Source organism: Mycobacterium sp. SM3041, from assembly GCF_039668335.1.
GTDB lineage: Bacteria > Actinomycetota > Actinomycetes > Mycobacteriales > Mycobacteriaceae > Mycobacterium.
In genome coordinates this window covers 104,226-118,820 of record NZ_JAYXBQ010000055.1, presented here as the reverse complement: position 1 = coordinate 118,820, position 14,595 = coordinate 104,226, and the positions used below count along the sequence as shown (strand labels likewise).

12 protein-coding genes are annotated in these 14,595 nt (G+C 69.7%); 2 read left to right on the top strand and 10 right to left on the bottom strand.

What is annotated here, in order from left to right; all coding sequences use genetic code 11:
- Nucleotides 1–26: 26 nt before the first annotated feature.
- The 10 genes from VXD91_RS20380 to VXD91_RS20335 all read right to left on the bottom strand — a co-directional run bounded on the left by VXD91_RS20380 (nt 27) and on the right by VXD91_RS20335 (nt 13,017).
- The gene (locus VXD91_RS20380; protein ID WP_346416235.1) at nt 27–2,240 is read right to left on the bottom strand and encodes a malate synthase G; all 2,214 of its coding nucleotides are present in this window, start codon (nt 2,238–2,240) and stop codon (nt 27–29) included.
- A 101-nt stretch (nt 2,241–2,341) separates the two neighbouring features.
- Entirely contained in the window at nt 2,342–3,697 is a 1,356-nt protein-coding gene (locus tag VXD91_RS20375; RefSeq protein WP_346416234.1) for an alpha/beta hydrolase-fold protein, read from the bottom strand.
- A complete protein-coding gene (locus tag VXD91_RS20370; protein WP_346416233.1) occupies nt 3,694–5,061 on the bottom strand; it encodes a lipase in 1,368 nt (455 codons plus the stop codon). The genes VXD91_RS20375 and VXD91_RS20370 overlap by 4 nt, the downstream gene beginning before the upstream one ends.
- The gene (locus tag VXD91_RS20365) at nt 5,058–5,936 is read right to left on the bottom strand and encodes a 3-methyladenine DNA glycosylase (protein ID WP_346416263.1); all 879 of its coding nucleotides are present in this window, start codon (nt 5,934–5,936) and stop codon (nt 5,058–5,060) included. Before VXD91_RS20365 ends, VXD91_RS20370 begins: the two co-directional genes overlap by 4 nt.
- Before the next feature lie 16 nt (nt 5,937–5,952).
- Nucleotides 5,953–7,002, bottom strand: a complete 1,050-nt coding sequence (locus VXD91_RS20360) for a hemolysin family protein (protein WP_346416232.1) — start codon at nt 7,000–7,002, stop codon at nt 5,953–5,955.
- Nucleotides 6,995–8,356: a hemolysin family protein gene (locus VXD91_RS20355; protein WP_346416231.1), complete on the bottom strand. Its 1,362-nt coding sequence runs from the start codon at nt 8,354–8,356 to the stop codon at nt 6,995–6,997. Before VXD91_RS20355 ends, VXD91_RS20360 begins: the two co-directional genes overlap by 8 nt.
- Before the next feature lie 256 nt (nt 8,357–8,612).
- Complete coding sequence (locus VXD91_RS20350; RefSeq protein ID WP_133427527.1) at nt 8,613–10,049, bottom strand: GuaB1 family IMP dehydrogenase-related protein; 1,437 nt, start codon at nt 10,047–10,049, stop codon at nt 8,613–8,615.
- A 9-nt stretch (nt 10,050–10,058) separates the two neighbouring features.
- Nucleotides 10,059–11,525: an NADP-dependent phosphogluconate dehydrogenase gene (gene gndA, locus VXD91_RS20345; protein ID WP_346416230.1), complete on the bottom strand. Its 1,467-nt coding sequence runs from the start codon at nt 11,523–11,525 to the stop codon at nt 10,059–10,061.
- 104 nt (nt 11,526–11,629) lie between these two features.
- On the bottom strand, nt 11,630–12,586 hold the full coding sequence (locus VXD91_RS20340) for a M56 family metallopeptidase (RefSeq protein ID WP_346416229.1): 957 nt from the start codon (nt 12,584–12,586) through the stop codon (nt 11,630–11,632).
- Between the two features lie 14 nt (nt 12,587–12,600).
- Nucleotides 12,601–13,017 carry a BlaI/MecI/CopY family transcriptional regulator gene (locus tag VXD91_RS20335; RefSeq protein WP_029104910.1) on the bottom strand — a complete coding sequence of 139 codons (417 nt, stop codon included), beginning with the start codon at nt 13,015–13,017 and terminating at the stop codon, nt 12,601–12,603.
- 211 nt (nt 13,018–13,228) lie between these two features.
- Between VXD91_RS20335 and VXD91_RS20330 the strand changes: the two genes are divergently transcribed.
- Nucleotides 13,229–13,999 (top strand): iron reductase, encoded by a 771-nt coding sequence (locus VXD91_RS20330; RefSeq protein ID WP_212814407.1) that lies wholly within the window; start codon nt 13,229–13,231, stop codon nt 13,997–13,999.
- 186 nt (nt 14,000–14,185) lie between these two features.
- Nucleotides 14,186–14,587, top strand: a complete 402-nt coding sequence (locus VXD91_RS20325; RefSeq protein ID WP_318984965.1) for a PaaI family thioesterase — start codon at nt 14,186–14,188, stop codon at nt 14,585–14,587.
- The last annotated feature ends 8 nt before the right edge of the window (nt 14,588–14,595 follow it).

Below are 14,595 nucleotides of genomic sequence, written 5' to 3'. Positions count from 1 at the left end.
TCAACGATGATGGGAGAGTTGACCGTTCACGAACCGGCGTGTGCGGCCTTGAACTCCCGCCGGCGCCGATGCAGGATCGGCTCGGTGTAACCGTTGGGCTGTGCGCAACCCTCGAGGATCAGCTCCTGCGCGGCCTGGAAGGCGATGCTGCCCTCCGGGTCCGGGGCCATCGGCAGGTATGCCGGATCGCCCGCGTTCTGCTCGTCGACCACCGCGGCCATCCGGCGCAGGCTCGCCTTCACGTCGTCCTCGGTGATGACGCCGTGCCGCAGCCAGTTCGCCAGCAGCTGGCTGGAGATGCGCAGCGTCGCGCGGTCCTCCATGAGGGCGATGTTGTGGATGTCCGGCACCTTGGAGCAGCCGACACCCTGGTCGATCCAGCGCACGACGTAGCCGAGGATCGACTGGCAGTTGTTGTCGACCTCTTCGTGGATCTCTTCGGGCGCCCAGGCCAGTTCCTTGGCCAGCGGGATGGTCAGCAGTTCGGCGCGGGTGGTGCGCTTCTTGCCGGCCAGCTCTTCCTGCACCTCGCGCACGTCCACCTGGTGGTAGTGCATGGCGTGCAGGGTGGCGCCGGTGGGCGACGGCACCCACGCGGTGGTGGCGCCGGCCTGCGGCTGGGAGATCTTCTGCTTGACCATCTCGGCCATCAGGTCGGTCATGGCCCACATGCCCTTACCGATCTGGGCGCGGCCGGCGAGGCCGTCGGCCAGACCGGCGTCGACGTTGGCGTCCTCGTAGGCCTTGATCCAGGTCTGGGACTTCATGGCGCCCTTGCGGACCATCGGGCCCGCCTCCATCGAGGTGTGGATCTCGTCGCCGGTGCGGTCCAGGAAGCCGGTGTTGATGAACACCACGCGGTCGGCGGCGGCCTTGATACAAGCGTTGAGGTTGACCGTGGTGCGGCGCTCCTCGTCCATGATGCCGACCTTGATGGTGGCCGCGGGCAGGCCAAGGACGTCCTCGACACGGCTGAAGAGCTCGCAGGTGAACGCGACCTCTTCGGGGCCGTGCATCTTGGGCTTCACGATGTAGATGGAACCGGTGCGGCTGTTGGTCAGCTCGCCGTTCTCCTCGGACGACTTCAGGCCGTGCATGGCGATCAGGCCGGTGAACAGCGCGTCCTGGATGCCCTCGGGGATTTCGTTGCCGTCGGCGTCCACGATGGCGTCGTTGGTCATCAGGTGACCGACGTTGCGGACGAACAGCAGGCTGCGACCCGGCAGGACCAGTTCGCCCTCGCCGTCGGGCGTGGTGAAGACGCGGTCCGGGTTCAGGGTGCGGGTGAAGGTCTTGCCACCCTTGCTGACCTCTTCGGCCAGGTCGCCCTTGTTCAGGCCCAGCCAGTTGCGGTAGCCCAGCACCTTGTCGTCGGCGTCGACGGCCGCGACGGAGTCCTCGAAGTCCATGATCGTGGTGATCGCGGACTCCAGCACGACGTCCTTGATGCCGGCCTTGTCGGTCGAGCCGATGGGCGACGACGGGTCGACCAGAATCTCGATGTGCAGGCCGTGGTGGACCAGCAGCACCGACCACGCCGAGTCGCCGAGCTTGCCGGTGTAGCCGACGAACTCCTCGGGGCTGGCCAGCCCGCTCGACAGCCCGTCGCCAAGTTCGGCCTGCAGTTGGTGCTCGTCGTCGATCTTCAGACCGGTGACGTCGGCCCACGAGCCGGACGCCAGCGGGACGGCCTGGTCCAGGAAGCCGCGGGCGTAGGCGATCACCTTGTCGCCGCGCACCTTGTTGTAGCCGCCCTTGCCGGCCTCGGCGCCGCCCTCGTCGGAGATGACGTCGGTGCCGTACAGCGCGTCGTACAGCGAGCCCCAGCGGGCGTTGGCGGCGTTGAGCGCGAACCGGGCGTTCAGGATCGGCACGACCAACTGCGGTCCCGCGGTGCTGGTGATCTCCGGGTCCACGCCCGAGGTCCGGATGCAGAACTCGCCCGGCTCCGGCTGCAGGTAGCCGATCTCGGTGAGGAATTCCTCGTAGGAGTTCTTGAACTCATCGGTGTCGACGGGATCGATGACCCGGGCCCGGTGCCACTTGTCGATCTGCGCCTGCAGATCGTCGCGGCGGGCCAGCAGCTCCTGGTTCTTCGGGGTCAGGTCGGTGACGACCTTGTCGACACCCGCCCAGAAGCTGTCCGGATCGACCCCGGTGCCGGGGAGAGCCTCGTTGGTGATGAAGTCGTGCAGTACGCGGGCCACCCGCAGATTTCCCACCGTCACACGATCAGTCATTTTCTTCTTCCTCCTAAGCAGCCCACACGGCGACCATCCACTTTACCCGTGGGTAACCGCAGCTCACCGGCGTGTCGGCCAATGAGAACCCGGTCACACCGTCATTGCGGTGCCGAGCCGGGCAAACCGATGGCCGGGACACCGGGCGTGTGCAGGCGTCCGGCCAGCCACGGCAGGGCCGCCGCGAATACCTCTGCGGCACTGGGGAACGTGTGGTCACCGCCGTGCGGGACCACCGAGCACTCGATACCGGCGACGCTCACCAACGCGCACATGTAGGTGGCGACGGCGGTATGGCTTTCCGGATTGTCCGGCGGCTGCACATTCGTCGGCGCGCCGGCCTGCGCGGGTTGATGCACCACCGGCCCGTTCTCCGACACCGCGAACCAGCCGGCGACGCCGGTGTACGGGCCGTGCGCCCGCACCACGGTCGCCGGATCGAAATGGGCGAATGCCGCCGCGTCACCGCCGAACAGCCGCGCGATGGTCTGGGGTTCCGAGCCGGCATTGGGCCCGACCTGGCCGTCCATGTCGACGAAGGTCTGGAACAGCTCGGGGTGCATGACCGTGGTCATCACCGCGCACGTGCCACCGGCGGACCAGCCGACGATGCCCCACCGCGACGGGTCCGGGCTTGCCGAGAACGTCGAAGTGACAAACGGCACAACATCTTTGGTGAGATGATCGGCGGCCATACCGCGGGGCCCGTTGACGCATTCGGTGTCGTTGGAGAACTGGCCGCTGGTGTCGACGAAAACCAGGATCGGCGCGTTGCCGCCGTGGGCGGCCGCGAAATCATCGGCGGTGCGCTGGGCGCCGCCTGCCGTCGGCCAGTCGGCAGGCCACCCGAACTCGCCGCCCACCATGACCACCGCCGGCAGCTGCGGGGCGTCCTTGGCGAACCAGGCAGGCGGCAGGTAGACCAGCTCCGGACGGCTGCGGAAACCCGACGCCGTGGTGGGGATCTGCACCGACACCAGGACACCGCGGTCCGGATGTTCGCCGGAGCGGCGCATGTTCAGAGCGGTCTCCAGGTCGATCTCGCCGCGCAACTCGGCGCCGGTGGCGCGCTGCCACAGGGCCTCGACCGTCGGCAGGTATCCGGTCCAGGTGTTCACCGCCAGGCCCGCGCACACCGCGCACAGCGGAACCACGGCGACCGCAACCGCCCGGCGCCACCAGTGCAGGCCCGGCCACCCCGCGATGGCCACGACGAGTGCGACCCCGGTCAGCACGATCCACACCCACAGGGACGTCGGGGCCGGCCCACCCGCGAGGCCCTGGTCGGAGATGAACCAGCTGCACGCCAGCGCCAGGACGACGCCGGTGCCGACGGCCACCGGGAGCCACAGCCGCAGCCAGCGCGGAGACCGCCGCCCGACGGCGACGACGAGGGCCAGCACCGTCACCACCTGGATCAGGGTCGGCAGCCAGCCGTCGAGCAGGCCGATGTTCATTCGGCGTCTCCGGTCTCCACCGGCGGCGGGGGCGCGGGCTGCTGGTGGTGCGGCGCCTCGGTCTCGGTCGCTGTCTGTTCGGCGGTCTGGGTCACCTCGTCGCTGCCCGAGCCCGACTGGTCGGTGTCGGATTCGTCCGAGCGCGAACTGGCCGTCGACGTCGGTGTGGTGGAGGTCGGGGTCGCGCCGGGGCAGGTGTTCGGCGCGGGTACGCCGTTGAACCGGTCGGTGATCCAGCCCAGCGCGTCGGCTTCGTCGGGCTGGACGTAGTCGATGACGTCGCCCATGGCGCAGGCCCGGTCGACGGCCGCCGCGGTCTGTTCCGGCGGCACCAGCCCGTCGGGTGGTCCGGGGGTGATCAGCATCGGCGCGGCGGCCGGCGCCTGCGGCAGCGTCGCCTTGCGCAGGTAACCGCGCAACGCGTCGGCAGCCGCCGGTGTGGTGGGGCCGAGGTCGTTCGGCCCCAGCGAATCCAGCACGCCGGTGCGGTCGGCGACCGCCGGGCCGCGACAGGCCGACAGCGTGTCCCAGTGGTCGCGGGCGGCGCCGCGGCGGTAGTCCTCGATGGGGAATCCGGGGTAGGCCTGCGGCATGATCGCGAGGTACTGCTGCAGCATCAGCTGCTGGTCGCGGTTCAGGTTCCCGGCGGCCGACGCGTCGGCCAGCCATTCGAGCGCCGCGGTCGGGGCCAGCGCGACGGCGCCCTGCGGAGGGAGGCCGCCGCCGTAGTCGGTGGCCAGCTCCGAGGCCGCCCAGGCCGCCTGACCGCCCTGCCCGGTGCCGACGGCGACCCAGCTGGTGGACGCGGCGGAGACCAGTTTGCGCGTCGCGCGTGCCAGGTCGATCAGGTTGAAGCCCTCGGTCGTGGAGTCCAGGTACGGGTGGTAGGTCTCGTCGAGGCCGATGCCCTGATAGTCGGTGATCGCCACGAGGTAGCCGGCGCCGACCATGAGCCGCACGGTCGGCAGCAGGCCCAGCAGGCTCGGCGACGACGACGGCGCGCAGTCGGACTTGATGCCGCTGCCCGGGTTGGCCAGCGCGATGATGCGCCAGCCGCCCTCGGGCGGCTTGCCCTTCGGCAGGAACACCGAGCCCGTCACCTTCGGGTGGCTGTCGTTGATGCCCGACGTGGAGACGTAGGTGATCCGCGCGGAGATGGCGGTCAATCCGGCCAGTTCGGGGTCGACGGTCGTCAGCGGCTGCGCGGCGACGAGCGTGCCGGGGCCGGCGCCGCTGTAGTCGCCCGGCAACACCTGACCGCTGCGCTGCGTGCCGCGCCCGGGCGCCTCGTCGGAGCAGCCGGCGACGGTCAGCACGGCAGCCAGGGTCGCGGCCGCGATGCGCAGCACCATCCGGGCCGTCACAGCAGGCCGCCGTCGGTGTCGTATTCGAGCAATGTCCGGCACGCGGCCAGTAACGAGTCCCGCAGCGGCACAGCGAGATTGGCGATGACCTGCTGACGGCGCACGTACTCGGCGCGGCCCGCGGGGTCCTCGATGGCGATGGGCTCGATGCCGTAGTCGCTCAGGTCGTACGGGCTGGCCTGCATGTCGAGGACGCGTGCGTCCGCCGCGAGGTCAAGGCAATCCATCAACAGATTCGACTCCAGCAAAGGTCCGAGCTTGTAGCTCCATTTGTACAGATCCATGTTCGCGTGCACACAGCCCGGCTGCTCGGTGGCCGTTTGGGCGTGTCGCGTCAGGGCATCGGCGTTGCGTGGAACAGCGGCGTCGGTGAAGAACCGGAAGGCATCGAAATGGGTGCACCGCAAGGGCATCGACTCGACCACGGCATCGGTGTCCGCCGCGCTCAGCCGCAGCGGCACCTGGGTGTGCCGTACCTCGGGAGCGCGGTACACCATGGCCCATTCGTGCAGGCCGAAACAGTTCAGCCGCGCCGGGCGCGCGGCCGTCGCAGCCAACAGGTCGGCGACGAAGACGACGGTCTCCCGGCGCCCGGTGAGGTAGCCGTCCGTCACGGTGACGGCGCCGTGGCGGCGGCCGTACCCGGCCCGGTCGGCGAACCGCAGCGCGCCGGGGCCGGTCAGTGCTCGGCCGAACCCCGGGTGCCAGCGTCGCAGCTGCCGGGGCTTGAGGCTGTAGTACGTGAACAGGAAGTCCCACACCGGGTGCGGCTCGCCGGCCCGCATCCGTCGCTCGTGTGGCGCCAGGAAGCCGTCGACGCGGTCGAGGTAGCGCTGTTCTTGCGGTGCCCAGTCGTCCTCGCCCAGGACCCGCAGCGGCGCGCACACCGTGTCAGACACGGTGGGTACCGTCACGCACCACGCCGACGAGGTCCTCGACCAGGTCTTCCAGCGCCACCATCGCGGTGACGTAACCGTCGGTGGTCACCAGCGACAGGTGACTGTTGTTGCGGCGCAGCCACGACAGCGCGTCGGCCACCGGCAGCGTCGAGGCCACCATGGGCAGCGGGCGCACCATGGACCGGTCGAGCACCGCGTCGTTGTCGTCCATGCACGGCAGCACGTCCTTGATGTGCAGGTAGCCGAGGTAGGCGCTGTGCCCGTCGGTGACCGGGAACCGGGAGTAGCCGGTCTCGCGCAGTGCCTGGGCCACCGCACCCACCGTCGGGCCGGTACCGGGCGCGGCGATCGGCACCGCGCGGATGTCCTGCAGCGGTATCGCGACGTCCTTGACCGTCCGGGTCCGGATGTCCAGCGCGCGCTTGAGCCGGACGTGTTCCTCGGCGTCGAGCAGCCCCTCCGACAGCGACTCGGTGAGCATCTCGGACAGCTCGACCGACGAGACCGTGACGTCCAGTTCGTCCTTTGGCTCCACTCCGAGCAGCCGCAGCGTGCTGTTGGCGCACCAGTTGTAGAAGATCACGAACGGCCGGGCGATGCTCATGTAGACCAGATACGGCGGGATCAGCAGCATCGCGGCCTTCTCGGGCCCGGCGATGGCGATGTTCTTGGGCACCATCTCGCCCAGCAGTACGTGCACTGTCACCACGATCGCCAGGGAGACGCCGAACGACACCGTGTGCAGCACCGTGTCGGGCACGCCGACCGCGTCGAAGGGCCCCTCGAGCAGGTGCGCGACGGCCGGTTCACCGACGCGGCCCAGCAGGATCGAGCAGATCGTGATGCCGAGCTGAGCGCCGGCCAGCATCATCGACAGTCGCTCACCGGCCCGGAGCACGGTGACCGCGCTGCGCTTGCCCTGTTCGGCCAGCGCCTGCAACCGGTCGCGCCGCGCCGAGATGAGCGCGAACTCGGCGCCCACGAAGAACGCGTTGGCGCCCAACAGCACCATGGTCAGCAGGATGCCGAGGACGTCATTCATGGTCGGCTCCCGACTCGTCGGCGCCCAGCTCGGTCAGTTCGAGCTGGTCGATGCGCCGGCCGTCCATCCGGATCACGGTGGCCTTCCAGTGCACCGGGTCCAGTTCGGGGTTGTCCGGGTCGAATTCGGTCAGGACGACGGTGTCGCCGACGTCCGGGATGTGGCCGAGCTCCTTGAGCACCAGGCCGCCGATGGTCTCGTAGTCGCCTTCGGGCGCGCGGAACGGGGTCTCGGTGTCGACCTCGTCGATGCGCATCAGACCGGACACCAGCCAGCCGTCGCGCACCTCGACGACGTCGGGGGTGGCGTCGTCGTGTTCGTCGCGGACGTCGCCGACGATCTCCTCGATGAGGTCCTCGACGGTGACCATGCCGGCGGTGCCGCCGTATTCGTCGACCACCAGCGCGGTCTGGACGCCGTTGGCCCGGATCTGGGTCATGACCGCATCACCGTCGAGGGTCGACGGCACCGTCGGGACGGGCCGGGCCAGCTGCGCCAGCCGGGTGCCGGCCCGCAGCTCGACGGGTATCGCGAAGACCTGTTTGACGTGCACGATGCCGACGGTCTCGTCGAGGTCGCCGGCGACGATCGGGAAGCGCGAGAACCCGGTGCGAATGGCCGTCTCGATCAGGTCGGCGACGGTGTCGGTGACCTCCAGCGACTCGATCATGGACCGGGGCGTCATCAGTTCCTCGGCGGTGCGGCCGCCGAATTGCAGTGAGCGGTCGATCAATTCGGCCGTCTGCGGGTCCAGTGATCCGCTCTCGGCGGAGTTGCGCACGAGTGCCAGCAGTTCCTGCGCGGAGCGCGCCGAGCGGAGTTCCTCGGCGGGCTCGACCCCGAGGCGGCGCAGCACCCAGTTGGCGGTGCCGTTGGTCAGCTTGATCACGGGGGAGAAGACGAGGGAGAAGAACCACTGCAGCGGCACGGTGGCGCGTGCGGTCGGTACCGGCCGGGCCACGGCGAGGTTCTTGGGCACCAGTTCGCCGAACACCATCGACACCGACGTGGCGATCAGCAACGCGAGCGTCAGGGCCACCGCGTCGGTGAACTTCTCGGGCAGTCCGACGGCGCGCAGCGGACCGTGCAGCAGCCGGGCCACCACGGGCTCGGCGAGATAACCGGTGATCAGCGTCGTGATCGAGATGCCGATCTGGGCACCCGACAATTGGAAGGACAGGTTGCGGTGCGCGGTGCGGACGATGCCGTCGCGGCGACCGCCGTCGCGGGCGTTGGCCTCGACGGTGCTGCGCTCCAGCGCGGTCAGGGAGAACTCGGCGGCGACGAAGATCGCCGTCCCGAGGGTCAGCAGGATGAACGCGGCGAGGCTCGCGATGGTCAGCGCGGTGGTCACCGTGCACCACCGCTCGGGGCGCCGGGCTGACGGCCCGGCCGGCTACTGGGAGGTTCGGAGTCGATGGACTCGGGACCCGGCTCGGGGAGTGCCTGATCGGCCTGGCACGCTCCCGCCTGGCTCGGGACGGTCAACGCCCCAACGGGTGCCTGCGGCACGTGCTCCCTTTCGCTGAATCGGTATCGACGGCCGACCGACGCCTGCTGCGTTCGGCGGCCGTACGGCAATGGTAGCTGGTCGGCCCTTTCGGACCTGCTCACCAACCCGTCGGCAGCGGGTGCCCTTCGGCGAATCCCGCGGCCGACTGCACCCCGAGCACCACCTTCTCGTGCAGTTCGGCCAGGTTTGCCGCGCCGACGTAGGTACACGTGCTGCGGACGCCGGAGGTGATGTGGTCGAGCAGGTCCTCGACGCCGCCGCGGACCGGGTCCAGCGCCATCTTGGACGACGAGATGCCCTCTTCGAACAGGGCCTTGCGGGCGCGGTCGAACGCACCGTCACCGGCCGTGCGCGCTGCCACCGCGCGCTTGGAGGCCATGCCGAAGCTCTCCTTGTAGACGCGGCCCTCGCGGTCCATCAACAGGTCGCCGGGCGACTCGTACGTGCCGGCGAACCACGAGCCGATCATGACATTAGAGGCACCTGCGGCCAGCGCCAGTGCCACGTCGCGCGGGTGCCGGACGCCGCCGTCGGCCCACACATGGCCGCCGAGTTCCTTTGCCGCCGCGGCACATTCGACGACGGCGGAGAACTGCGGACGGCCCACGCCGGTCATCATGCGGGTGGTGCACATGGCACCCGGGCCGACGCCCACCTTGACGATGGACGCGCCCGCGTTGATCAGGTCGCGGGTGCCGGCTGCCGACACCACGTTGCCGGCCGCCAGCGGCAGGCCGAGATCCAGCGCGGCCACCGCCGACAGGGCGTCGAGCATCTTGGCCTGGTGCCCGTGCGCGGTGTCGACGACCAGGACGTCCACACCGGCTTCGGCCAGCGCCCGCGCCTTGGCGGCGACGTCACCGTTGATGCCGACGGCCGCCGCGATCCGGAGCCGGCCCTGGGCGTCGACGGCGGGGGTGTAGATACCGGTGCGGATGGCCCCCGTGCGGGTGAGTACACCGGCCAGCGAACCGTCGGCGTTGGTGAGCACCGCGACACCGGTCTGCGAGTGCTCCAGCAGGTCGAACACCTTGCGTGGTTCAGTGCCCGCCGGCGCGGACACGAAATCGGTGCTCGCCACGTCGCGGACCCGCGCGAACCGGTCCACTCCGGCGCAGCCCGCCTCGGTGACCAGGCCGAGCGGCCGGCCGCCGTCGAGGACCACCGCCGCGCCGTGCGCCCGCTTGTGGATCAGGGCCAGCGCATCCGAGACCGCGTCGTCGGGGGCGAGCACGACCGGGGTGTCGACCACCAGGTCGCGGCTCTTGACGAAGTCGACGGTGCCCCGGACCGCATCGATGGGCAAGTCCTGCGGCAGCACGACGATGCCGCCGCGGCGGGCCACGGTCTCGGCCATCCGGCGACCGGCGACCGCCGTCATGTTGGCGACGACGATCGGGATGGTGGTGCCCGTACCGTCGGTGGTGGCGAGGTCGACGTCGAAGCGGGACGTCAGTTCCGAGCGCCCAGGGACCACGAAGACGTCGTTGTAGGTCAGGTCATACGGGGGCCGGTGGCCGTCGAGAAACTGCACACCTCCAGCCTAGGCCTCGACCTCGGTACGGTCGCCGCTCCACAGGGTGTGGAACTTCTTGCCCTGGGGCGCGTCGGTGCGGCCGTAGGTGTGGGCGCCGAAGAAGTCGCGCAGGCCCTGTGTCAGCGCGGCGGGCAGCCGTTCGGTGCGCAGCGCGTCGTAGTACGACAGCGACGACGCGAAGCCCGGGACCGGGATGCCCAGCTCGGTGGCGGTCACGACGACGCGGCGCCAGCTGTCGATGCCCGACTCGACCGCGCTGCGGAAGTACGGCGCGGCCAGCAGGGTGGCGAGTTCCGGTTCGGCGTCGAACGCGTCCTTGATGCGGTTCAGGAACTTGGCGCGGATGATGCAGCCGCCACGCCAGATGGTGGCGAGGTCGCCGGGCTTGACGTTCCAGCCGTATTCGGCGCTGCCGGCCTCGATCTGGTTGAAGCCCTGCGCATACGCGACGATCTTGGAGGCGTACAGCGCCTGCCGCACGTCCTCGATGAATTTCGTGGCGTCGCTGGGCTTTTCGCCGAGGTGGCCCGAGGCCAGGCCGACCGTCGCGCGCCGCTGCGGCACCGAGCCCGACAGGGCGCGGGCGAACACGGCCTCGGCGATGCCGGTGATGGGGATGCCGAGGTCCAGCGCGGACTTGACGGTCCAGCGGCCGGTGCCCTTCTGCTCGGCCTCGTCGACGATCACGTCGACGAGCGGCTTGCCGGTCTTGGCGTCGACCTGCTTGAGCACCTCGGCGGTGATCTCGATCAGGTAGCTGTCCAGGTCGCCCTTGTTCCACTCGCCGAACACGTCGGCGATCTCGCCGGCCGCCATGCCGAGGCCGTCGCGCAGCAGCTGGTAGGCCTCGCCGATGAGCTGCATGTCGGAGTACTCGATGCCGTTGTGGACCATCTTGACGAAGTGGCCGGCGCCGTCGGGACCGATGTGCGTGCAGCACGGGACGCCGTCGACGTGCGCGGAGATCTCCTCGAGCAGCGGCCCGAGCGAGACGTACGACTCGGCGGGCCCGCCCGGCATGATCGACGGGCCGTTGAGTGCGCCCTCCTCGCCACCGGAGATGCCGGCGCCGACGAAGTGCAGGCCGCGCTCGCGGATGGCCTTTTCGCGGCGGATGGTGTCGGTGTACAGCGCATTGCCACCGTCGATGATGATGTCGCCGGGCTCCATGGCGTCGGCGAGCTCGTTGATGACGGCGTCGGTCGGATCGCCGGCCTTGACCATGATGATCACGCGGCGCGGCTTCTCCAGCGCGTCCAGGAACTCGGCGATGGTCTCGCTGCGGACGAACTTGCCCTCCGCGCCGTGCTCGGCCAGCAGCGCGTCGGTCTTGGCGACGGAGCGGTTGTGCAGCGCGACGGTGTAGCCGTGGCGGGCGAAGTTACGGGCGAGATTGGAGCCCATGACGGCCAGGCCGGTGACCCCGATCTGGGCAGTAGCGGTGGTTGATTCCGGGTTTCCCGACGAGCTCACGGCTGGCCCTTTCGTTGTTTGGTTGTGGCGCACAGCATTTCGGACCGGCCGGGGCCGGCGCGGCGTCATCCGCCACCGAAGGGAGATGCTGCCAGTCGCAAAGTCTACGAGAAGAACAACCGGTGCAATTCAGTGAGCCAGGGCACTGCCACGGCGACGGTCGGTACGACGAGGACGGCGGCGGCCGCCAGGTACGCGGCGGCGGCCACCCACGAGCTGTTGGGTTCGCCGGCCAGGCGCTGCACCCGCAGGACGGTGGTCGGCCCGCCGGCGGCGAGGGCGCCCTTGGGCGCCCGCCCGGACGCGCAGGCCACGAGGGCACGGGCCAGCGGCGTGGGGCCGGTGGCCCGGACGGCGGCGTCGTCGGCGAGCAGTTCGATGAGGAAGCGGACCGCGTCGAGGGCGCTGGCGCTTCGGACGAAGCGGGGGAAGGCGGCGTGCACGGCGATGAACATCTCGAGCACCAGGTCGTGCCGGGCACGCAGGTGTGCGTGTTCGTGGCTGAGGATGGCGGCGATCTCGCTGTCATCGAGGTGCTTGAGCGCACCTTCACTGAGCACGACCCGGCTGCGAACGCCGGGCAGGCAGTAGGCGAGGGGCTGCTGGACGTCGAGGATGCGCAGGCCGTGGCCGATCAGATGCCGGGCCTGGGGTGCGGGTGCGGTGTCCCGCGAACAGTCGAGGAGGTCGACGATCATCCGGTGGTGGGCGCGTCGCCGCCGCGTCGCGATGGCGACCTGGACGAAGGCGATGGCCAGGCGCGCGCCGACGACGAGGGTCAGCGCGAAGACTGCGACGTGCGTGATCCACAGCGGCCAGCCCATGACGCTGATCTCGCTGGTCGCGGTGGTTGTCGGCTTGCCGTCAGGGCCGGGCGCGAAAAGCCTGCTGGCGACGGCGATACCGGCGCTGAAGGCGGAGAGCACGGCGGCGATGGCGACGGACTGCCACAACACGATCGCGGCCCGGGGGGCCCGCTGTGGCCACGATGCGCGCGCCAGCAGGGCGGGTACCGGCCCGACCAGCAGTAGCGCGACGATGGTGAAGGCCAGGGCGGACACGCGCTTAGTGTCTCTCAGTCGGTGCCGGAATTGCCAGTCGCCGGTGGGATTCGGTGCTTGGCTTCCAGCTCATCGAGGGCGCGCCGGAGCGCATCGGCCTCGTCGACGCCGACGCGTTCGACGAAATGCACCAGCGCCGCGACGCGGCTGCCGGAGTCCGCGGCCTGGTCGAGGGCGTCGACCATCAGGCCCGCGACCAGCTCGTCGCGGCCGTGGGTCGGTGCATAGCGGTGCGCGCGGTCGTCACGATGCTGGACGACCAGGTTCTTCTTCGCCAGGCGCTGCAGCACCGTCATGATCGTGGTGTAGGCCAGGTCCCGGCGCGTCGCGAGTGCTTCATGCACCTGACGCACGGTTTGCGGCTCGCGGGAGGACCACAGGTGGTCCATCACCTCGCGCTCCAGCTCGCCCAGTCGCGTCAATTTCGCCATGTCCTATTTCACTCTTTCGGCAGTGTTCTCAGGGTACTACGCATTTACTACCGTGCGTCGTATCCATTTCGGATGTTCTCCCCAACGCCCCGGTGGCGCGTCGTGGTTCCCGGTCAGGGCTGTTTTTCGATCGCTTGTGAGTCCCGTCACAGCGGTTTACATCTCGCGGGTCGTCACTATAGTAAGGCTAACCTAACTTAAGGATGTGTTCATGCCCTCCGCTGTGACTGACCCGTTGATCGCCACGATGGACATCCGCCGGATGCTGCCGCTGCACGAGTCGAGTCGTCGTCTGCGCGAGTTGTGCCCCAGTGATCCCCGGGTCTATGGCGTCGCGGTGATGGACGACATCTCCCGACGTCGATGGTGGCCGCTCGCCGAAGCGGTGACGGGCGACCGAATGCAGATGATGTTCGACACGGCGACCGGCGACACCGGCAGCGAGGCGGTGGCCGCACAGCAGGTGGCCGCGATGCTGGCGCACGTCGTGGTCGGCCGGGTCGTGCCGCTGCTGGTGCTCGAGGGCCGCGCCTGGGACCCCGGCTTGGAGAACCTGTGGGTCCACGTCGACTCGGAGGGCGGCATCGACTGGGTCGGCGTCGCCGACCCGACATTGCGGGTGCTGCCCGGGGATCCGGTGTTCGGAGGGCTGGGAGTGCCGGCGACCCGCCGGATCGGGGAGGGTGTCGTCGCGTTCCCGGGTGAGGAAGCGCTCGCGACCTGGCTCGCCCATCGTTGCCACCGCGCGCTGAACCCGCTGTTCGCGAAGCTCTTCGACGTCAGCGGCGGCATCCTCGCGGTGTCGGCGATGTGGCACATCGTCGGTGCGTCCGTGGTCAGCACGGCGACCCAGGTGCCGCTGCTGGCCGGGGTGGGCGAGGCCGACGGTATGCGCCGTGCGCAGGCGGTGCTGGACACCCTTGTCGGGTTCGGTGCGCCGGTGCGTGGCCGCGACCGGATGCAACTGGCAAGGGCTTGCTAATTAGGCAAGCCTTGCCTACTATTCAGGAGTCGAAAGACCAACGGACCGCGCCGGAATCCTGAGGGCTGCAGTGATTCCCGGTCCATTCGAAGAGCAGGCCCCGCACCATCGGTGCGGGGCCTGCTCGCTTTGGTGGCGCGTGGGTGCCGAACTCGCCGCCACCGGCGCTCGTGTAGACAGCTATTCGTGACGACATCTGTGCCCGAGGGCCTCGGCAAGGGCTTCGACAACGAAATCGGACTGACCTATCTCGAGGTCACCCCGGACGGCGGCCGCGCCCAGCTGACCATCACCGACAAGATCCTGCAGCCGTGGGGCATCGTGCACGGTGGCGTCTACTGCGCCATCGTCGAGGGTCTGGCGAGCGTGTCCGGCCACGTCTGGCTCGCCGAGCACGGCGGCGGCACCGTCGTCGGCGTCAACAACAACACCGACTTCCTCCGCGCGCTCAAGGCCGGCACCGTCACCGCCACCTCGACGCCGATCCACCGGGGCCGGCGGCAGCAGCTGTGGCTGGTCACCATCACCGACGAGAACGATCGCCCGGTGGCGCGGGGCCAGGTGCGGCTGCAGAACCTCGAGGGCTGAGCGCCCGC